Consider the following 19523-nt stretch of genomic DNA (forward strand, 5'->3'; position numbering starts at 1 on the left):
CGACGTGATCCCGATCCTCGGTCTCGCCGCAGGCGTCCTGCTCGGCCTCCTCTTCGACCCGACCGTCCCGCTGTGGCTGCAGCCCTACCTGCCGATCGCCGTCGTGGCCGCCCTCGACGCCGTGTTCGGCGGCTTCCGGGCCCGGCTCGACGGCATCTTCGACGCCAAGGTGTTCGTGATCTCGTTCGTCTCCAACGTGGTGGTGGCCGCGCTCATCGTCTTCCTGGGCGACCAGCTGGGGGTGGGCGCGCAGCTGTCCACGGCGGTCGTCGTGGTGCTCGGCATCCGCATCTTCGGCAACGCGGCCGCCATCCGGCGGCACGTCTTCCGCGCGTGACGGCGGACCGGCCACCCGCCCCACCGGGAGCTGCCGCGGGACCGGACGGGCCCGACGCCGCCGGCGCGCCTCCCGACCCGGCCGCGCGGCGGCGCCCCGATCGCCTGGCGGCGGCGCTCATCGGCGTGCTGACCCTCCTGCTCGGGTTCGCGCTCGCGGTCCAGGTGCGCAACGCCGACGAGGCGCAGATGCTGGCCGGCGCGCGCGAGGAGGACCTCGTGCGCATCCTCGACGAGCTCAACAGCCGGGAGGAGCGGTTGCGGGCCCAGCTGACGGAGCAGCGGGCGGCGCTGCGCGAGCTCAACGGCTCGGGCAGCCAGACCGGGGCCGCATTGCAGGAGGCCCGCCGCCGCGCCGAGGCCCTCGGCATCCTGGGCGGCACGCTGCCGGCGCAGGGGCCTGGCATCGCCCTCTCCGTCAGCGACCCCGCCGGGGCCGTCCGGGTGTCCGACCTCCTCGACGTGATCCAGGAACTGCGCGGGGCCGGCGCGGAGACGATGCAGGTCGACGACGTCCGCATCGGGCTGTCCAGCGCCGTCACCGGGACGACCGGCGACCTCCGTGTCGACGGGACGTCGTTGCGCTCGCCGTACGAGTTCGTGGTCCTGGGGGATCCCCAGAGCATGGCGACGGCCATGAACATCCCCGGCGGAGTGGTGCAGCGGATCGAGCGGCGTGGCGGCTGGGTGGAGATCGCCCAGTCGCCCGAGCTCGTCGTGGACGCGTTGCGGCCGTTGGACCGCCCTCAATACGCTTCGCCCGAGACCGACTAAGGACCTCGGTGCCCCCACCTCTCGCTCCGCCCGAGGTGGGCCCCTGCACCGAGGCCGTTCCATCACCTCACCGGGAGACGATCGCCCGCATGGCCACGCCCGACGACCGCCGCTACACCGACCAGCACGAGTGGGCGCTGGTGCAGGGGACCGACGGCACGTCCACCGTCGTCCGGGTCGGCATCACCGACCACGCCCAGGACGCCCTGGGGGACATCGTCTTCGTGCAGCTGCCCGAGGTGGGGGCCGAGGTGGCCCCCGGCGCCCCGATCGGCGAGGTGGAGTCCACCAAGTCGGTCTCCGACGTCTACGCGCCGGTGGCGGGCGTCGTGGCGGCGGTCAACGACCGCCTCACCGATGCCCCGGAGACCATCAACGCGGACCCGTACGGCGCGGGTTGGCTGGTCGACATCGCCGTGCCGGGGGAGGGCGGCGACCCGATCGGGCAGCTGCTCGACGCCGACGCCTACCAGGCCGTGGTCGACGGCTCGTGACCGGCCCGCCGGGAGGCTGACTCCCGGCATCGATCACTATGATCGCGTGGGGCTGGGAACAGCGGGGCACCTGCGGTGAACCCGCCCCCCGGCCCTGCACCTCCGGTTGACCCTCGGGCCGACCGGCTGGTTCCATGACCCACGGTCCGCCGCCCCCGCGGCGGCCGACCCACGGCGGGCCGCCCGGCCCACCGTCCGCCGGCCGCCCGCGGCCAGTTCCAGGTCCGCGGCGGGCCCCTCGCACCGGAGGAGACGCAACGTGCACTGCACTCGATGTGGCCACGAGAACCCCGAGGGCAGTCGCTTCTGCGCGCAGTGCGGTGCGGCGCTGGCCCCCGAGCGCGTCGGCGAGGCCACCAGCGTGATCCCGAAGGTCGGCGGTGAGGAGTCCGGCGAGCAGCCCGAGGTCACCGAGGCTGCGGACGCGCACGCGGGCGCCGTGGAGTCGCTGCCGGCCGGTTCGGCCCTGCTGGTGGTCAAGCGCGGCCCCAACGCCGGGAGCCGGTTCCTGCTCGACCAGGACGTCACCACGGCCGGTCGGCACCCCGACAGCGACATCTTCCTCGACGACGTCACCGTCAGCCGCCGGCACGTCGAGTTCCACCGCGAGGGCGGGGGCTTCTCGGTGCACGACGTCGGCAGCCTCAACGGCACCTACGTCAACCGCGAGCCCGTCGACGTCGCCACCCTGGCCGGTGGCGACGAGGTGCAGATCGGCAAGTTCCGCCTGGTGTACCTGACCGGCCCGCGCACGGGCGAGCCGGCCGCTCGCTAGTGCGCCGACCGGCGATCTTCCGCATGTGGGGACCGCGGACCGGGACACCGACAGGGCGTCCCGGGGAGAGAGGGGCGTGACCGCCGTGCCCGAGCGCGAACGTGCGCTCGGGGACGCCGGCGACCAGCACGCGCCGCGCCTGACCATCGGCGAGGTGCTGGCAGTGCTGCGCGACGACTTCCCCGACGTGACGATCAGCAAGATCCGCTACCTGGAGTCCGAGGACCTGGTCCACCCGCAGCGCACGCCGTCGGGGTACCGCAAGTTCTCCCGGGCGGACGTGAGCCGGCTGCGGTACGTGCTCACCGCGCAGCGCGACCACTACCTGCCGCTGCGGGTGATCAAGGACCACCTGGACGCGCTGGACCGCGGTGAGCCGCTGCCCGGCACCGGTGGCGCGTCGGCGCCGCTGCCCCCCGCCTCCACCGAGGAGGGGGCCGCGGCCCCGTTGACCGCCGAGCAGTTCGCCCGGGCCGCGGGGCTGGAGCCCGAGCAGCTCGCCGACTGCGTGCAGTTCGGGTTGCTCAGCACCGACGCCGACGGCCGGCACCCTGCCGCGGACCTCCCCATCGCCCGGGCGGCGGCGGGGCTGGCCCGGCACGGCATCGAGCCGCGGCACCTGCGGGTCTACCGCAGCGCCGTGGAGCGCGAGGCCGGCCTCGTCGAGCAGCTCGTCGCCCCCGTCCTGCGGGCGCGGTCGGAGGAGGCCCGGACACGGGCCACCGAGAAGCTGCAGGAGCTGGCCGCGCTCTCCGCGCAGTTGCACACGGCCCTGCTCGAGACGCGGCTGCGCGACCTCCTGCGCCCCTGAGGGCGGCGTACCGTGGACGCCGTCGCCGTCCGCGCCCGACCGATGTCCCGGCAGTCGCCGGCCGCCTGTCCGATCCGCCCGCCCGACCGCGGGCCGCAGCCGAGGGAGCAGCCACCGTGCAGGAGCTTCGAGTCGTCGGTGTCCGCGTCGAACTGCCCGGCAACCAGCCGATCCTGCTGCTGAAGGAGACGCAGGGCGAGCGCTACCTGCCGATCTGGATCGGCGCCGTCGAGGCGGCGGCGATCGCGTTCGAGCAGCAGGGCGTGCGTCCCGCCCGGCCCATGACGCACGACCTGCTCCGGGAGGTGGTGCGCACCCTCGGCGCGGAGCTGGAGGCGGTCAACATCACCGAGATGCGCGACGGCATCTACATCGCCGAGCTGGTCTTCGGTGACGACCGGGTGGTCAGCGCCCGCCCCTCGGACGCCGTGGCGCTCGCCGTCCGCACCGGGGCGCCGATCTTCGGGGCCGAGGACCTGCTGGACGAGGTGGGCATCGAGATCCCCGACGAGCAGGAGGACGAGGTCGAGAAGTTCCGCGAGTTCCTCGACCAGATCTCGCCGGAGGACTTCGGTGCCGGCTCGGGCTCCGGCGGCGGGTCGGCCTAGCCGGTCGACGCCGGCCCGGAGCGCATGCGCCCGGGCGGGCGTCAGGTGGGCCTCCAGGTCCTATCGGCAGGCCCGTGCCCGACCATCACCCGAAATGGTGCTGGTGTGACGACACGCCGCCCCGCTCAGTTGACCGGCCTCCGGGCCCGGCTTACCGTCAGCGAACAACAACGGTGTGACACCTGAGGTCCGGGGGTGTGAAGCCGTCGACCTGCCGCTCCGGTGGCGGGACAGAGGAGGACGCTGGACGTGAGCGACCAGGGCAACGGCTCGCAGGGTCAGCTGTTCAGCGACGCCGCCGTCGGGGCGCCGCAGTACGACCAGGTCGACACCGACCTGGTCGGTTACCGCGGTCCGACCGCCTGCGCCGCTGCCGGCATCACCTACCGCCAGCTGGACTACTGGGCGCGTACCGGCCTGGTGTCCCCGTCGGTCCGCAGCGCCACCGGGTCGGGTACCCAGCGGCTGTACTCCTTCCGCGACATCCTGGTGCTCAAGGTCGTCAAGCGGCTGCTGGACACCGGAGTCTCGCTGCAGAACATCCGCAAGGCCGTCGACCACCTGCGCCAGCGCGGGGTGAAGGAGCTGGCGAACGTCACGCTCTTCTCCGACGGGGCGACGGTGTACGAGTGCACCTCCGCGGAGGAGGTCGTCGACCTGCTGGCCGGCGGTCAGGGCGTCTTCGGGATCGCGGTCTCCGGCGCGCTGCGGGAGCTCTCCGGTGAGCTGGCGGAGCTGCCGGCCGAGCGGATCGACGGTGGCCAGGTCGTCCCGTCCGACGACGAGCTCTCCATGCGCCGCCGGCGCCGCGCCGCGACGGCGTAGTTCAACGCGACGAGCCCCGTCCGCGGTCGTGGGCGGGGCTCTCTGCTGCCCGGGTCGCCCGCTCGGGCCCGGCGCGCACCCGATCGCGGGGACGGCCCGCTGGTACCGTCCGAGCAGTGACCGACCGCGCCGCCGCGTCCACCGGGAAGACCTCCGCACCGTTCGCCGGGCCGCTGCCCTCGCTGAACGCCCTCGACCCCGCCGGCTCCTTCACCGGCCGCCACATCGGGCCACGCCCCGGCGACACCGCGGCGATGCTCGAGGTCGTCGGGCACCCGTCGCTGGAGTCGCTGGTCGACGCCTGCATCCCCGAGGGCGTGCGCGACCGGGCGCCGCTCGACCTGCCGCCCGCGGAGAGTGAGGCCGCCGTCCTCGGGCTGCTGCGCGAGCGCGCCGCGGCCAACGAGGTCTTCACCTCGATGATCGGCCTCGGTTACTCCGGCACCGTCACCCCGCCGGTGATCCAGCGGACGGTGCTGGAGAACCCGGCCTGGTACACCGCCTACACGCCGTACCAGCCCGAGATCAGCCAGGGGCGGCTCGAGGCCCTGATCAACTTCCAGACCACCGTCGCCGACCTGACCGGCCTGCCGGTCGCCGGTGCCTCGATGCTGGACGAGGCGACGGCCGCCGCCGAGGCGATGACGCTGGTGCGGCGCGCCGGCCGCGCCACGGCGGACGCGGTCTTCGTCGTCGACGCCGACACGCTGCCGCAGACCCTCGGCGTGCTGCAGACCCGCGCCGAGCCGCTCGGCATCCGCCTGCACGTCGCCGACCTGTCGGACGGCTGGCCCACGGACCTCCCCGAGGCGGGGGCGTTCGGCGTGCTGCTGTCCTACCCGGGTGCCAGCGGCGCGGTCCGCGACCACCGGGCGCTCGCCGCGGCCGCGCACGAGGCGGGGGCCTCGGTGGTCGTCGCCGCGGACCTGCTCGCGCTCACGCTGCTGGAGGCGCCGGGGGAGTGGGGCGCCGACGTCGCCTGCGGCACGACCCAGCGCTTCGGCGTCCCCATGGGCTTCGGCGGGCCGCACGCCGGCTACCTCTCCGTGCGCGAAGGCCTGGCGCGGCAGCTGCCCGGCCGACTGGTGGGCGTCTCCGTGGACGCCGACGGCGACGTCGCCTACCGCCTGGCCCTGCAGACCCGCGAGCAGCACATCCGCCGGGAGAAGGCCACCAGCAACATCTGCACCGCCCAGGTGCTGCTGGCCGTGATGGCCGGCGCGTACGCCGTCTACCACGGCCCCGAGGGCCTGACGGCGATCGCGGCGCGGGTGCACCGCAGCGCGACCGCGCTGGCCGGCTGGCTGACCGCCGGCGGCCTGCGGCTGGTGCACGAGCGCTTCTTCGACACCGTCTGCGTCTCCGTGCCCGGACGGGCGGCGGAGGTGGTCGCCGCCGCCGCGCAGCGCCGGATCAACCTGCGCCAGGTCGACGCCGACACCGTCGCCGTCGCCTGTGACGAGACGACGACGCCGGCGGTCCTCCGGGACGTCGCCGCGGCGTTCGGCGTGGCCGCGGACGACGCGGCCCTGGCCGACGACGGGGCCGATGCGCTGCCGCCGGAGCTGCGTCGCCGGACGCCCTTCCTCACCCATCCGGTCTTCGCCGCGCACCGCTCGGAGACCGCGATGCTGCGCTACCTGCGCTCGCTGAGCGACAAGGACCTGGCGCTGGACCGCACGATGATCCCGCTGGGCTCGTGCACGATGAAGCTCAACGCGGCCACCGAGATGGCCGCGATCACCTGGCCGGAGTTCGCGAACCTGCACCCGTTCGCGCCCGCCGACCAGGCCCGCGGCTACGCCCGGCTGATCGAGGAGCTGTGCGCCGGCCTGGCCGAGGTCACCGGCTACGCCGCGGTGAGCGTGCAGCCCAACGCCGGGTCGCAGGGGGAGTTCGCCGGGCTGCTGGCCATCCGCGGCTACCACCGCAGCCGGGGCGAGGAGCTGCGCGACGTCTGCCTGATCCCCAGCTCGGCGCACGGCACGAACGCCGCGAGCGCGGTGATGGCGGGCATGCGGGTGGTCGTGGTGGCCTGCGACGAGGCGGGCAACGTCGACCTCGCCGACCTGCGCGCCAAGGTCGACCAGCACGCCGACAGGCTGGCCGCGATCATGATCACCTACCCGTCGACCCACGGCGTCTTCGAGACCGACATCCAGGAGATCTGCGCCGCCGTGCACGACGCCGGCGGGCAGGTCTACGTCGACGGGGCCAACCTCAACGCCATGGTGGGGCTCGCGCGGCCCGGCCGGTTCGGCTCCGACGTCAGCCACCTGAACCTGCACAAGACCTTCTGCATCCCGCACGGCGGCGGCGGCCCCGGCGTCGGCCCGGTCGCCGTGCGCGAGCACCTGGTGCCGTTCCTGCCCGGGCATCCGGTCGTGGACACCGGCACCTCCGGTCCGGTCGTCTCCGCCGCCCCCTGGGGCTCGGCGGACATCCTGCCGATCTCCTGGGCCTACATGCGGTTGATGGGACCCGACGGCCTGACCCGGGCCACCCAGCACGCGATCCTCGCGGCCAACTACGTGGCCACCCGGCTGCGCGAGCACTACCCGGTGCTCTACACCGGGACGAACGGGCTCGTGGCCCACGAGTGCATCCTCGACATCCGCCCGCTGACGAAGGCCTCCGGCGTCACCAACGACGACATCGCCAAGCGGCTCATCGACTTCGGCTTCCACGCCCCGACGATGAGCTTCCCGGTCGCCGGGACGCTCATGGTGGAGCCGACCGAGAGCGAGGACAAGGCCGAGCTGGACCGGTTCGTCGACGCGATGGTGCACATCCGCGGGGAGATCGAGAAGGTGGCCACCGGCGAGTACGACCGGGAGGACAACCCGCTGCGCAACGCCCCGCACACCTTGTCGATGGTGGCGGGGGAGTGGGGCCGGCCCTACCCGCGCAGCGAGGCGGTGTTCCCCGTGCCGGCGCTGCGGGGTCGCGGCTACCTCAGCCCCGTGCGCCGCATCGACCAGGCCTACGGTGACCGGAACCTGGTCTGCTCCTGCCCGCCGCCGGAGGCGTTCGCCGAGCCGGAGCCGCAGGAGGTGCCCGGCGCAGTGCCCGACCGGGCACAGGGGGCGCCCGACGACCTGGGAACCACCGCCGACGTCGTGGGCGCCGCCCGCTGAGGCCCCGAGCCCCCCGCCGGATCGACGGGGGGCTCGGGCGACGCCGCGGGGCGCGAGGCGGGCGGCGGCTACGCGCCGACGGGCTCCGGCGCCAGCCAGACGTGGTGGTCGGGAACGGCCTGGCCGTCGGGCAGCAGCTCACCGTCGTCGTCGAACAGGACGACGCCGTTGCAGAGCAGCCGCCACCCCTGCTCGGGGCGGCTGCGCACCACGGCGGCGAGGTCGCGGGCCTCGCTGGCGGGCTCGGGGCACGGGGTGCGGTGGGTGCACATGGGAGCTCACATCCGTTTCGCCGGGGAACACCGGCAGTCACTGGCTGTACTTGTCCGATCACCGGACATCAACAGTGTCGGCACGTCGGTGCCCCCAGGTCACGTGAGGCGGGTCACAGTCTCACTCGTCGGGGTCGTCAGGTCCTGCCCTGGCGGTTGCCGGGCTCGGGTGGGCGCGCCGGTGCCGGCGGCGTGTCGCGTGGTCAGAGCTTGCGCAGCAGGACCCTGCGGACCGAGTGGTCGGCGGACTTCTGCAGCACCAGGCGGGCGCGGGACCGGGTGGGTGCGATGTTGTCCCGCAGGTTCGGCCCGTTCACCGCCGACCAGATGCCCAGCGCCGTCTCCCGCGCCTGGTCGTCGGTCAGCGCCGCGAAGCGGTGGAAGTAGGCCGTGGCGTCCTGGAACGCCGTCCGGCGCAACGCCAGGAACCGCTCGACGTACCAGCGCTGGATGTCGGCCTCGGCGGCGTCGACGTAGACGGAGAAGTCGAAGAAGTCCGAGAGGAAGATGTCGGGCGCGGAACCGTCCGTGCGGCGTCCGGCCTGCAGCACGTTGAGCCCCTCGAGCACGAGGATGTCCGGTCGGTCGACCGCCTGCACCCGTCCGGGCACGATGTCGTAGGACTGGTGGTCGTACACCGGCGCGAACACCTCCTCGCGGCCGGACTTCACGTCGGCCAGGAAACGCAGCAGTGCCCGGCGGTCGTAGCTCTCCGGGAACCCCTTCCGGCCGAGCAGGCCGCGCTCCTCCAGGACGGCGTTGGGGAGGAGGAATCCGTCGGTCGTCACCAGGTCGACCCGGGGGGCGCCCGGCGTGGCCGCGAGCAGCGTCTGCAGCAGCCGGGCCGTGGTGCTCTTGCCGACGGCGACGCTGCCGGCGACGGCGATGACGAACGGCACCTTGGCGGTGGTGTCGCCCAGGAACTCGCTCTGCGCGGCCCACAGCCGACGGCTGGCCGTCACGTGCAGGCTCAGCAGCCGGGCCAGCGGCAGGTAGACGGTGGCCACCTCGTCCAGGTCGATGCGGTCACCCAGCGAGGCCAGGTCCTCCAGCTCCGCCGCGTCCAACGGCAGGCTCGTGCCCGCCGCGAGCGCTCGCCACGAGTCGCGGTCGAACGCCGCATAGGGCGAGATGGAGCCTCGAGTGCCAGCCGTCACGCGCCCCATCGTGCCGTCCACCCCGCCGGTGGCGTGCGCGCGGGGTCACCCGGGCGGGTGGCCGGCAGCGGCCGGCGGGTGGGCGGGGGCCCGCCGGGCCGGGGCGGGTCTAGTGTTCTGGCGTGCCGACCCGTCCGGGAACGCTCGAGTGCATCGAGCGCTACTTCGCCGCCGCGCCCCAGCCGGACGCGCGGATCGAGGCCGCCGGGGCGCTGGACGTCCCGCTCGCCGATCCCGCCTGGCCCTATCCGGCCCGCCCGCGCCGCGGCGGCGACGAGGTGACCGCCGAGGACGTGCGCGCCGCGATCGCGCTGCAGCAGGCCGCGGGGGTGCCGGCGGCGCTGGAGTGGATCCTGGAGTGCTCGCCGGAGGTAGGGGTCGCCGTCCGAGCCGTCGGGATGACCGTCGAGGAGCTTCCGCTGCTCGTGGCCGCCGACCCCGTCGACGTCGTCCTCCCGGCCGGGGTCCGGCTCTTCCTGGTCGGCGCCGACGACCCGGAGCTGCCGCACTACCAGCACGTCGCCGCGCTGGCGTTCGCCCACCCCGGCGGTGCCGCCGACGTGCACGAGGTCCCACTGGAGTCGTCGGCGGAGGCGCAGCGGCGGACCGCCGTCCTGCGCGAGCGGATCGCCGACGGCCGGACGGTGATGATGGTCGCCATCGAGCACGGCCAGCCGGTCGCGGTCGGCTCCCACCAGCCCGTCGACGTCGACGGCACCGAGGTCAGCGAGATCGTCGGGGTCGCGACGTTGCCGCGGCTGCGCGGCCGCGGGCTGGGCGCCGGCGTCGCCTCGGCGCTGGCCGCGCACGCCCGGGAGACCGCCGACCTGGTCTTCCTGGCTGCCGGTGACGACGACGTGGCGCGGGTGTACGAGCGCATCGGGTTCGCCCGGGTCGCGACCACGGCCGTGGCCGAGCTCCCGCAGGACTGAGCCCGGAGGTCAGGAGTCCCGGGCCGAGGGCAGCTCGGCCGCCGCGGCGTCCAGGGCGGCGCGGGCCTCGTCGTAGCCCACCGACGCCGGGACCTCGCTGAGCAGGACCACCACCCTGCGCCCGATCACCCCGACCGAGTGCAGGTGGCGGTTGCCGTCGACGCAGCACATCCAGCCCTGCTTGACCGCGGGGCGCCCGGGAACGGCCCCGAAGACGCCGAACTCCTGGTCGAAGCCGTCGGCCGCCGTGGGTGTCGCCAGCCGCATCCACGCCAACAGCGCCGACGCGTCCGCGGGGTGTGCGAGCGCGGGGAGCAGCGTCAGGAACCGGGCCAGGTCCCGGGCGCTGGTCAGCGTCCGGCCCCACTGCCCGGCCTCGGCCGGCGGATGGGTGCTCGAGAGCCCGTACCGCTCGGCGACGTCGACCACCATCCGTGGCCCGCCGTACCGCACCCACAGCTGCGAGGCGGCGGGATCGTCGGACCGCCGGATCATGGCCTGCAGCAGGGCGAAGTCCTCGCGGTCCAGTGCGAGGCGACCCGCCCGTGCGCGGTGCAGGATGTCCGCGGCCATGAAGAGCTTCACCATCGACGCCCCGGGGATCGGGCGCTGCGCCGCCTCCCCGTTGTCCGCGCGGTAGGCGGCCATCCGCGCCGCGGCCGCCTCGGCCGACCGGGGGGAGTGGTCGCCCGGTGGCTCCGGTTGCCGGGCCACCGCCACAGCGAGCGTCCCGGCCACCTCGTAGGCGTCCACCACGGCGGAGACGACCTCCTCCGGTGACGGACCCCGAGCCCCGGCGGGGGCCGGGGCGAGCACGGCGGCCACGAGCACGGCGACCAGCAGCGCCGGGAGCGAGGTGACCAGCCGCCCGGCGCGGTACCGGTGGGGCTCGCGCGCCGGGCCGGTCGCGCCCGGGGGACCGCAGGACGTCGTCGCCATGCCCGCGCGGTACCCACCGCGCGAGGATCGGTTCAACGTTGGATCACATCTGGTCGGTGGGTCGTCGCAGCGCGGAGGTGCCCGGCTGCGGACCGGTCAGGCCTGCTCGTAGGTGACGACCAGGGTGGCCCGCGCCAGCGTGTGGAAGAAGAGGTTGAACCCGAGTACCGCCGGCGTGGTGCTCGCGTCGACGTCGAGCCGGTCGGTGTCGACGGCGTGCACCACCACGAAGTAGCGGTGCGGCCCGTGCCCGGCCGGGGGAGCCGCACCGACGTACCCGGCGAAGCCGCCGTCGTTGCGCAGCTGCACCGCGCCGTCGGGGAGCTGCGGGGCGTCCTTGTCACCGGCGCCCGAGGGCAGCTCGGTCACCGACGCCGGGATGTTCGCCACCGCCCAGTGCCAGAAGCCGCTGGCCGTCGGGGCGTCGGGGTCGAAGACCGTGACGGCGAAGCTGCGGGTGCCGTCGGGAAAGCCCGACCAGGACAGCTGCGGGGAGCGGTCCTCGCCGCCGGCACCCATGACTCCGCTGACGTGGGGCATCGGCATCGTCTGCCCGTCGGACACGTCGCTGCTGGTCACGGTGAAGCCCGGTACCCGCGGCAGGAAGTCGTAGGGGTTGGGCGGGGTGGGCCGGTCGGCCATGGTGGTCCTCTCCCTCGGTAGCGGTACGACGGCTGGCGGGTCCGCCGGAGCGTCCCCCCGTCGGACCCTAGGCAGCGACGCCTCACGGCGCCCGTCGGACCGGTGCCGGCACGCAGCCGTCGCCGTCCCGACACGTGCGCGTCCCCGGTCGCCGGTAGCGTCGCCGGCGTGTTCACCTCCCGATCGGTCGGTCTCCCGAACGGCGTCCGGGCCTGCCTGTTCGACCTCGACGGGGTCCTCACCCGGACCGCGACGGTGCACATGGCGGCCTGGAAGCGGACCTTCGACGACTTCCTGCGGTCGCGCGACCCCGCGGCCCCGGAGTTCACGCAGGACGACTACAACCGGTACGTCGACGGAAAGCCCCGGGCCGACGGAGTCCGCGACTTCCTCGCCAGCCGCGGCATCGTGCTGCCGGAGGGCGAGCGGGGAGACCCCCTGGACGCGGCGACCGTGCAGGGGGTGGCCGGGCGCAAGAACGAGCTGGTCCTGGCGGAGTTGGCCGAGCACGGTGTCGAGGTCTACGAGGGATCGGTGCGGTACCTGCGCGCGGTGAAGGAGGCGGGCCTGGCCACCGCGGTGGTCACCGCCTCGGCCAACGGCGAGCAGGTGGTGGCCGCCGGCGGGTTCGCCGACCTGATCGACGCCCGCATCGACGGCGTCGTCGCTCGGGAGCGGGGGCTGGCGGGCAAGCCCGCCCCGGACACCTTCCTCGCCGGCGCCCACGCCCTGGGCGTGCCGCCGCAGGAGGCCGTCGTCTTCGAGGACGCCCTGGCGGGGGTGGCCGCCGGCCGGGCGGGCGGGTTCGCCCACGTCGTCGGTGTCGACCGGGTCGGGCACGCCGACGGTCTCCGGGACGCCGGCGCCGACGTGGTCGTGGCCGACCTCGTCGAGCTGCTGGAGAAGCCGTGACCGAGGGGCGGGCGGTCTTCCCGGTCGAACCCTGGGCGCTCACCGAGGTCGGGCTGGACCGCGACAGCCTCGGCGTGCACGAGTCGGTGTTCGCCCTGGCGAACGGTCACCTCGGGATGCGCGGGTCGCTGGAGGAGGGGGAGCCGGTCGTCGTCCCGGGCACCTACCTCAACGGCTTCTTCGAGGAGCGGCCGCTGCCCTACGCCGAGGCCGGCTACGGCTTCCCGGAGATGGGGCAGACCGTGGTCAACGTGACCGACGGCAAGCTGATCCGGCTCCTGGTGAGGGACTCGCCACTGGACCTGACCTACGGCGAGGTCATCGACCACCGGCGCACCCTCGACCTGCGCGCCGGGGTGCTCCGGCGGTCGACCGAGTGGCGTTCTCCCAGCGGCCGGACCGTGCGCGTCACCAGCACCCGCCTGGTCTCCCTGGCCCGGCGCTCGATCGCCGCGATCGAGTACCAGGTGGAGGTCACCGACGACCTCGGGGACCTCTACGTCGCGCTGCAGTCCGACCTGCTGGCCAACGATGACGGCGCCCCCGACGGCGACCGCGATCCGCGCGCCGCCGCCGCCCTCGCCCACCCGCTGGAGTGCGAGCTCGCCGCCGGTCGCGGCCGCCGCGCCGTGCTCGTGCACCGCACCCGCCGCAGCCGGCTGCGCATGGCCGCCGGCATGGACCACGTCATCGAGGTCCCCGACAGCTGCACCGAGGACATCGAGGCCGCCGGGGACCTCGCCCGCTACACCCTGGCCGCCCGCATCCCGCCCGGCGGGTCGCTGAAGCTGGTCAAGTTCCTCGCCTACGGCTGGTCGTCGCGCCGCTCCAGCGCAGCGCTGCGCGACCAGGTGGAGGCCGCGCTCGCGACGGCGAAGCTGGCCGGCTTCGAGCGCCTGCTGCGGGAACAGCGCGAACTGCTGGCCCAGCACTGGGACGAGGCCGATGTCGAGATCGAGGGGGACGACGAGCTGCAGCAGGCCGTGCGGGTGGGCATGTTCCACGTCCTGCAGGCCGGGCTGCGCGGCGAGCGGCAGGCCATCCCGGCCAAGGGGCTGACCGGTCCGGGCTACGACGGGCACACGTTCTGGGACACCGAGACCTACGTCCTGCCGGTGCTCACCTACACCGCACCGCACGCTGCCCGGGACGCGCTCATCTGGCGGCACACCACGCTGGACCTCGCCCGGGAGCGGGCCCGGGTGCTCGGTCTGCGCGGTGCCGCGTTCCCATGGCGGACGATCAGGGGCGAGGAGACGTCGGGCTACTGGCCGGCCGGCACCGCCGCCTTCCACATCAACGCCGACATCGCCGACGCCGTCGTCCGCTACTACGACGCCACCCTCGACGACGCCTTCGACCGGGACTACGGCACGGAGCTGCTCGTCGAGACCGCCCGGCTCTGGGCGTCGCTGGGGCACTTCGACCCCGAGCACGGTTTCCGGATCGACGGGGTGACCGGGCCCGACGAGTACACCGCCGTCGTGGACAACAACGTCTACACGAACCTCATGGCGCAGCGGAACCTGCGTGAGGCCGCCGCCGCGGTGCGCCGTCAGTCGGCGGTGGCCGGCCGGCTCTCGGTGACGGAGGACGAGGTGGCGGAGTGGCTGCGGGCGGCGTCGTTGATGGCGGTGCCCTACGACACCCAGCGCGGCGTCCACATGCAGTCCGACGGGTTCACCCACCACGAGGAGTGGAACTTCGAGGCGACGCCGCGGGAGCACTACCCGCTGCTGCTGCACTACCCCTACTTCGAGCTGTACCGGAAGCAGGTGGTCAAGCAGGCCGACCTGGTGATGGCCCTGCACCTGCGGGGGGACGCGTTTACCCTCGAGGAGAAGATCGCCGACTTCGCCTACTACGAAGCGCGCACCACCCGCGACTCGTCGTTGTCGGCCACCCAGCAGGCCGTCGTCGCCGCCGAGACCGGCCACCTCGACCTCGCCCACCAGTACTGGGCCGAGGCGGCGCTCACCGACATCCAGAACCTGCACCACAACTCCGGCCACGGGCTGCACATCGCCTCGCTGGCCGGAGGGTGGACCGTCGCCGTCGCCGGGTTCGGCGGACTGCGTGATCACGGCGGTCAGCTGTCCTTCGCGCCACGGCTGCCGGAGCGGATCAGCCGGCTGCGGTTCCGCGTGGTCTACCGCGGACGCAAGCTCACCGTCACGGTGGAACGCGAGCGGGCCACCTACCGGCTGGTCGACGGGGACCCGCTGGACATCAGGCACCACGGGCGGCAGGTCCGCGTCGACCACGACGACGTCGTGCTCGAGGTTCCGCCCGCCCCTGCGGTCGCCCCGGTGCACCAGCCGCCGGGCTGCGAGCCACGCCGCCGCGCCCGCGGCTGAGCCCCTCCCGCCGGCCGCGGGTCGGTGCTCGCGAGCTCTGTCACCGCAGCCGCAGCCGAGTGCGGTCCGGGGCGCCTCCCAGGGCCCCGGGTGGCGTCGCGCTCGGCGCGACGGCGACGCACTTCCGTTATCCCCAACAACAGATCAGCTGTCGCCGTGGTTCAGACGAGCAACCACCTCGCGCCCAGAACGAGCGCTCCAACATCGACGAGCAGGAAGACGCCCACCCAGACGATCGCGGGGAACGGGGTCAGCCGGGCCAGCTGGTCGGCGTCGGAGTCCCGTGCACCTCGACGGCGCCGGGCGCGCTGGAGTTCGAGCACGGCGCGGGGCGCGGCCAGCAGGAGGAACCACGTGGCGACCGCCGCGAACCCCGCCTGACCCGCCGGCGGCAGCCACCAGGTCGCGCCGAAGACCACCGCACCGGTGGCGAGCACGGACCACAGCCCGAACCAGTTGCGGATCTGCACCAGCAGGAGCGCGAGCAGCACGAGGAGCGCCCAGAGCAGTCCGATGGCGTGCCCGGCGGAGAGCAGCGCCGCGGCGCCGAGCCCGAACAGCGCCGGCCCGGTGTAGCCGGCCGCGCAGGTGAGCACCATGCCCAGGCCCGTCGGCCGACCCGAGGAGACGGTCAGGCCCGAGGTGTCCGAGTGCAGCCGGATGCCGGCCAGCCGCCGCCCGGCCGCGAGCGCCACGAGCCCGTGGGCCCCCTCGTGGGCGATCGTCACCACGTTGCGGGCGGGCCGCCACAGCGCGGGGGAGAGGACGAGCAGCGCAGCGATCGCGGCCGTGGCGAGCAGCACCGTCGTCGATTGGTCCGGCACCGTCGCCGTCACACGGCTCCAGAAGCGGGCGAGGACCTCCACGGACGGCAGTCAACCCCACCGACCTGGCCGTGACGGGGGAGTGGCCGGGGTGTCGGCCGAGGCAGGGCTCACACCGCTGCGGGGCTCCCGCCGGCCCGCGTCGCGAGCGATGCTGGTGGCATGACGACGACCAGCACCGTCACGCGGGACGACCTCCCGGTCACGGTGTCCTTCACGCGGCGCGCCGACCCGGCGCACGCGCGCGAGATGACGGCGTGGATCCGTGCCGGTCTCAGCATGGCGGAGGGCTTCTCCGGCTTCCTCGGTGGCGGCTGGGTCCGCTCCCGGCGGGACGCCGACGAGTGGCACATGCTCGTGAGGTTCGCCGACCAGGCCACGTTGGCCGCCTGGGAGGCTTCCTCGGAACGCCAGTGGTGGTTGCGGTCCGCGCAGGGGCTGGCCGAGGTCACCCGCACCGAGCGGCGCACCGGCATCGAGGGCTGGTTCGACTCACCGGTCGCGGAGGAGGTGCGCCCCGCACCCGCGCCGGCTGCTCCACCGCGGTGGAAGCAGGCGGTGACCATCTGGCTGGTCTTCTTCCCGGTGAACCTGCTGGCCACCGTGACGCTGGGAGCGGCGCTGGCGGAGGTCCACGTGGTGCTGCGCGTGCTCGCCGTGACCCTCGCGCTGACGCCGGTCATGACCTACCTGCTGCTGCCCTGGATCACCGCCCGGCTGCAGTGGTGGCTGCAGGGCCGTCGCTGGCGGGAGCGCTAGGGGCCGGCACCGCATGCGCCGGCGCCGGGACCGCCGAGGTCAATTGCCCGGCTTGACCGCCTTGCCGCGTTCCTGCTCCGCCTCGTCGGCCTCGTAGGCGCCGGGGATCGCCTGCGCCCCGCCCCCGTCACCCGTCCCGGGCGTGAGCGGCCGCCGGGTCAGGTCGTGCGGGCCGGAGGAAGGCGTGCCACCCGGCTCGCGCTTCTCGTCGGTGTCGGGTCGTCCCTCGGTCACGGCATCCTCCAGGGGCTCGGGTGCACGGTCCACGGACGCCTACCCCGGTGGAGTCCCGGAGAACCCGGCCCCTGACCGTCAGGAATCGAGAAGCCCGGGCCCGGCGCCGTCACCAGCGTGCTCGGGGCGGGCAGGTCGCCCGCCGCGATGATGGGGAGGGAGCCGGCCATGGCCAGGCTGTCCACGGAGGAGCGCGCGGCGATCAAGCAGCGCGCGGCAGAGGTGACGAAGGCCGGACGGCGCGGCCGCGGCGAGGGCAAGGCGGCCGCGGAGGCGCAGGACGTGCTGGACGAGATCGCCGAGATGCCCGCACCCGACCGCGCGCTCGCCGACCGGGTGCACGTCGTCGTCACCGCGGCCGCGCCGGAGCTGGCGCCGGAGCTCTGGTACGGCATGCCCGCGTACGCCCGGGGCGGGAAGGTGGTGGGCTTCTTCCGCAGCGGGCAGATGGACCGCACCCGGTACTCGGGGTTCGGCTTCAACGACACCGCGACGCTCGACAACGGCGGCATGTGGGCGACCTCCTGGGCGCTGACGGAGCTGGACGAGGCCGCCGAGGCGGAGATCACCGCGCTCGTCGAGCGGGCAGTGGGCTGATCGTCGCCGGTGACGGCGCTCAGAGCAGCCCGGCGTCATGCACCACGAGCGCGACCTGCACCCGGTTGGCCACCTCCAGCTTGGTCAGCAGCCGGGAGACGTGCGCCTTGACCGTCGCCACGCTCATGTAGAGCTCCGCAGCGATGTCGGCGTTGGAGAGCCCTCGCCCGACCGCGAGGGCGACCTCGTGCTCGCGCTCGCTCAGCCCGGTCAGCCGCGCGCGGGCGCGCTCGCCGGCCACGTCGGGGGGCGCCACCGCCGCGGCGACGTGCGCCATCAGCTGCCGCGTGACGGTGGGGGAGAGCATCGGCTCGCCGTCGGCGACCCGGCGGACGGCGTCGACGATCGCCGCCGGGGGTGTGTCCTTGAGCAGAAAGCCGCTGGCCCCGGCCCGCAGCGCACGCAGCACGTGGTCGTCGGCGTCGAAGGTGGTCAGCACGATCACCTGCGGCCGGTCGGTGCGCAGCTGCAATTGCTCCGTGGCGGCCAGCCCGTCGACGCGTGGCATCCGGATGTCCATGAGCACCACGTCGGGCGCCCCCGACGTCACCGCTGCCGGCACCTCGTCGCCGTCGGCCGCCTCACCGACCAGCGTCAGGCCTGGTGCGCCGCCGAGGACCATCGCCAGCGCGGCGCGCACCAGCGGGTCGTCGTCGACGACCAGGACCCGGACGTCGGCCCCCGCGGCTCCGGCCACCCCCGTCACGCGGACCCGGCCGGCGGGGCCCAGGGCAGCCAGGCGCGCAGGCGGAACTGCCCGTCGGCGCTCCAGCCGTGCTCGAGCGTGCCCCCGGCCAGGCTGACCCGCTCGAGCAGGCCCACCAGGCCGGTCCCGCTTCCCGGCAGCGGTGCGGGCGCGTCGCCGCCGATCGACGGCGGGTTGCGCACCTCGACGGCGAGCCCTGAGCCCTCGGCTCCCTCGACCAGCACGTCGGCGATGGTGCCGGGCGAGTGCTTGCGGACGTTGGTCAGCGCCTCCTGCACGACGCGGTAGGCCGCGCGCCCCGCCGACGACGGAACGCGCGCCGGGTCCGGGAGGCGGTAGCGGGCCCGCACCCGCAGACCCGCCTGCCGACACTCCTCGAGCAGGGCCGGCAGGTCCCCCAGCGTCGGCTGAGGCCGCTCCACGGCGCCCGGTTCGGCCGACTCGCGCAGCACCCCGATCACCTCCCGCAGGTCCTCCAGGGCCTGGCGGGCGCTGGCCCGGACGACCCCGGCCGCCGCGGCGACGTCAGCCGGTGGCGCATCGGGCCGGAACTCCAGAGCGCCGGCGTGCATGCTCAGCAGCGAGAGCCGGTGGGCCAGGACGTCGTGCATCTCGCGGGCGATGCGGGTGCGCTCCAGCTGCTGCGCCTGCTCGACGCGCAGCCGCTGCTCGGTCTCGGCGCGGACGGCACGGTCGCGCAGCGACACCACGAGCTGGCGCCGCGCCCGCACGAACATGCCCCAGGCCACCACCGCGGCGGTGGCCACGACGACGAGACCGGCGAGCACCAGCGGGGAGAGGTCGGGATCCGGGCGGAGCCGTACGTAGACGGCGAGCGACGCGAGGTTCACCGCCGCGACCCCGAGCACGCTCGGCCAGGCACGGTGCACGGCCACCGTGAACAAGGAGATGAGGATCGCGACCCCGGCCATGTCGGAGAACGTCCCGAGGAGCGCCAGCACGAGTGCGACCGCCACGGGCCACCGGCGACGGCCCCAGAGGAGGGCGCAGCCGAGCGATCCGGCTACCAGGTCGGCGAGCAGCAGCCCGTCCGGCGGTGGTGACGGGCGGCTCAGGGCCTCGCCGACGAAGACCAACCCCAGGCCCACCGACAGCACGAAGAGCGAGAGGTCGACGACCCAGTCCCGCAGCGAGCGGCGCACCCGGCCACGCGGACGCTCCGGACCCGCGTCGGGGGAGAGGGAGTCGGCGAGCAGCCGAGCCGGGACGAACGACGGGTGGTCCACGCCCGCGGGTCCGCTCCGTGCCTGCCCGATCGCCGTGCTCACCGGGTCAGGCTACGGGCGGGGAGCGCCTCGGGGGGGGGGGGGGGGGGGGGGGGGGGCGGGGGGGGGGGGCGGGGGGGGGGGGCGGGGGGGGGGCGCCGGGGGGGGGGGGCGCGGGGGGGCGCCGGCGCGGGCGGGGCGGGGGG

At 74.6% G+C, this 19523-nt stretch carries 21 protein-coding genes; 13 read left to right on the forward strand and 8 right to left on the reverse strand.

What is annotated here, in order from left to right:
• Positions 1-4: 4 nt before the first annotated feature.
• From ACI8AP_RS18480 to gcvP, 8 genes are all read left to right on the forward strand, one after another.
• Positions 5-337, forward strand: coding sequence for a small basic family protein (locus ACI8AP_RS18480; RefSeq protein ID WP_041775731.1), 333 nt, complete (start codon positions 5-7; stop codon positions 335-337).
• A complete protein-coding gene (locus ACI8AP_RS18485) occupies positions 334-1110 on the forward strand; it encodes a DUF881 domain-containing protein (protein ID WP_456590828.1) in 777 nt (258 codons plus the stop codon). The genes ACI8AP_RS18480 and ACI8AP_RS18485 overlap by 4 nt, the downstream gene beginning before the upstream one ends.
• Before the next feature lie 89 nt (positions 1111-1199).
• Positions 1200-1604, forward strand: coding sequence for a glycine cleavage system protein GcvH (gene gcvH / locus ACI8AP_RS18490; protein WP_456590829.1), 405 nt, complete (start codon positions 1200-1202; stop codon positions 1602-1604).
• Positions 1605-1863: 259 nt separating this feature from the next.
• Positions 1864-2379: an oxoglutarate dehydrogenase inhibitor Odhl gene (gene odhI, locus ACI8AP_RS18495; protein ID WP_456590830.1), complete on the forward strand. Its 516-nt coding sequence runs from the start codon at positions 1864-1866 to the stop codon at positions 2377-2379.
• Positions 2380-2455: 76 nt separating this feature from the next.
• Positions 2456-3190, forward strand: a complete 735-nt coding sequence (ftsR, locus tag ACI8AP_RS18500) for a transcriptional regulator FtsR (RefSeq protein ID WP_456590831.1) — start codon at positions 2456-2458, stop codon at positions 3188-3190.
• Between the two features lie 116 nt (positions 3191-3306).
• Positions 3307-3798 (forward strand): bifunctional nuclease family protein, encoded by a 492-nt coding sequence (locus ACI8AP_RS18505; RefSeq protein WP_456590832.1) that lies wholly within the window; start codon positions 3307-3309, stop codon positions 3796-3798.
• A 249-nt stretch (positions 3799-4047) separates the two neighbouring features.
• On the forward strand, positions 4048-4623 hold the full coding sequence (locus ACI8AP_RS18510; protein ID WP_456590833.1) for a MerR family transcriptional regulator: 576 nt from the start codon (positions 4048-4050) through the stop codon (positions 4621-4623).
• Positions 4624-4739: 116 nt separating this feature from the next.
• Positions 4740-7760 carry an aminomethyl-transferring glycine dehydrogenase gene (gene gcvP / locus ACI8AP_RS18515; protein ID WP_456590834.1) on the forward strand — a complete coding sequence of 1007 codons (3021 nt, stop codon included), beginning with the start codon at positions 4740-4742 and terminating at the stop codon, positions 7758-7760.
• A 68-nt stretch (positions 7761-7828) separates the two neighbouring features.
• Here gcvP and ACI8AP_RS18520 read toward each other — a convergent pair whose 3' ends face one another.
• Together ACI8AP_RS18520 and coaA are read right to left on the reverse strand one after the other, a co-directional pair.
• A complete protein-coding gene (locus tag ACI8AP_RS18520) occupies positions 7829-8032 on the reverse strand; it encodes a DUF5999 family protein (protein ID WP_456590835.1) in 204 nt (67 codons plus the stop codon).
• Between the two features lie 203 nt (positions 8033-8235).
• Positions 8236-9198, reverse strand: a complete 963-nt coding sequence (gene coaA, locus ACI8AP_RS18525; RefSeq protein WP_456590836.1) for a type I pantothenate kinase — start codon at positions 9196-9198, stop codon at positions 8236-8238.
• Positions 9199-9311: 113 nt separating this feature from the next.
• On the opposite strand from coaA, the gene ACI8AP_RS18530 reads away from it, so the two are divergent.
• Entirely contained in the window at positions 9312-10121 is an 810-nt protein-coding gene (locus ACI8AP_RS18530; RefSeq protein WP_456590837.1) for a GNAT family N-acetyltransferase, read from the forward strand.
• Positions 10122-10130: 9 nt separating this feature from the next.
• On the opposite strand, the gene ACI8AP_RS18535 is transcribed toward ACI8AP_RS18530, so the two are convergent.
• Both ACI8AP_RS18535 and ACI8AP_RS18540 read right to left on the reverse strand, forming a co-directional pair.
• A complete protein-coding gene (locus ACI8AP_RS18535; protein WP_456590838.1) occupies positions 10131-11060 on the reverse strand; it encodes a serine hydrolase in 930 nt (309 codons plus the stop codon).
• A 96-nt stretch (positions 11061-11156) separates the two neighbouring features.
• On the reverse strand, positions 11157-11702 hold the full coding sequence (locus ACI8AP_RS18540) for a YbhB/YbcL family Raf kinase inhibitor-like protein (protein WP_456590839.1): 546 nt from the start codon (positions 11700-11702) through the stop codon (positions 11157-11159).
• A gap of 168 nt (positions 11703-11870) precedes the next feature.
• Between ACI8AP_RS18540 and ACI8AP_RS18545 the strand changes: the two genes are divergently transcribed.
• Complete coding sequence (locus tag ACI8AP_RS18545) at positions 11871-12614, forward strand: beta-phosphoglucomutase family hydrolase (RefSeq protein WP_456590840.1); 744 nt, start codon at positions 11871-11873, stop codon at positions 12612-12614.
• A complete protein-coding gene (locus tag ACI8AP_RS18550) occupies positions 12611-14971 on the forward strand; it encodes a glycoside hydrolase family 65 protein (RefSeq protein WP_456590841.1) in 2361 nt (786 codons plus the stop codon). The genes ACI8AP_RS18545 and ACI8AP_RS18550 overlap by 4 nt, the downstream gene beginning before the upstream one ends.
• A gap of 161 nt (positions 14972-15132) precedes the next feature.
• On the opposite strand, the gene ACI8AP_RS18555 is transcribed toward ACI8AP_RS18550, so the two are convergent.
• Positions 15133-15837 carry a M50 family metallopeptidase gene (locus ACI8AP_RS18555; RefSeq protein WP_456590842.1) on the reverse strand — a complete coding sequence of 235 codons (705 nt, stop codon included), beginning with the start codon at positions 15835-15837 and terminating at the stop codon, positions 15133-15135.
• 120 nt (positions 15838-15957) lie between these two features.
• Here ACI8AP_RS18555 and ACI8AP_RS18560 point away from each other — a divergent pair, with 120 nt between their 5' ends.
• Positions 15958-16554, forward strand: a complete 597-nt coding sequence (locus ACI8AP_RS18560) for an antibiotic biosynthesis monooxygenase (RefSeq protein ID WP_456590843.1) — start codon at positions 15958-15960, stop codon at positions 16552-16554.
• 39 nt (positions 16555-16593) lie between these two features.
• On the opposite strand, the gene ACI8AP_RS18565 is transcribed toward ACI8AP_RS18560, so the two are convergent.
• Complete coding sequence (locus ACI8AP_RS18565; RefSeq protein ID WP_456590844.1) at positions 16594-16788, reverse strand: hypothetical protein; 195 nt, start codon at positions 16786-16788, stop codon at positions 16594-16596.
• A gap of 168 nt (positions 16789-16956) precedes the next feature.
• Between ACI8AP_RS18565 and ACI8AP_RS18570 the strand changes: the two genes are divergently transcribed.
• Positions 16957-17385: a hypothetical protein gene (locus tag ACI8AP_RS18570; RefSeq protein ID WP_456590845.1), complete on the forward strand. Its 429-nt coding sequence runs from the start codon at positions 16957-16959 to the stop codon at positions 17383-17385.
• 19 nt (positions 17386-17404) lie between these two features.
• Here the strand turns inward: ACI8AP_RS18570 and ACI8AP_RS18575 are convergent, their stop codons facing one another.
• Together ACI8AP_RS18575 and ACI8AP_RS18580 are read right to left on the reverse strand one after the other, a co-directional pair.
• Entirely contained in the window at positions 17405-18082 is a 678-nt protein-coding gene (locus ACI8AP_RS18575; protein ID WP_456590846.1) for a response regulator, read from the reverse strand.
• Between the two features lie 5 nt (positions 18083-18087).
• Positions 18088-19380 (reverse strand): sensor histidine kinase, encoded by a 1293-nt coding sequence (locus ACI8AP_RS18580; protein WP_456590847.1) that lies wholly within the window; start codon positions 19378-19380, stop codon positions 18088-18090.
• Positions 19381-19523 lie beyond the last annotated feature (143 nt).

The organism is Blastococcus sp. SYSU DS1021 (assembly GCF_054050995.1).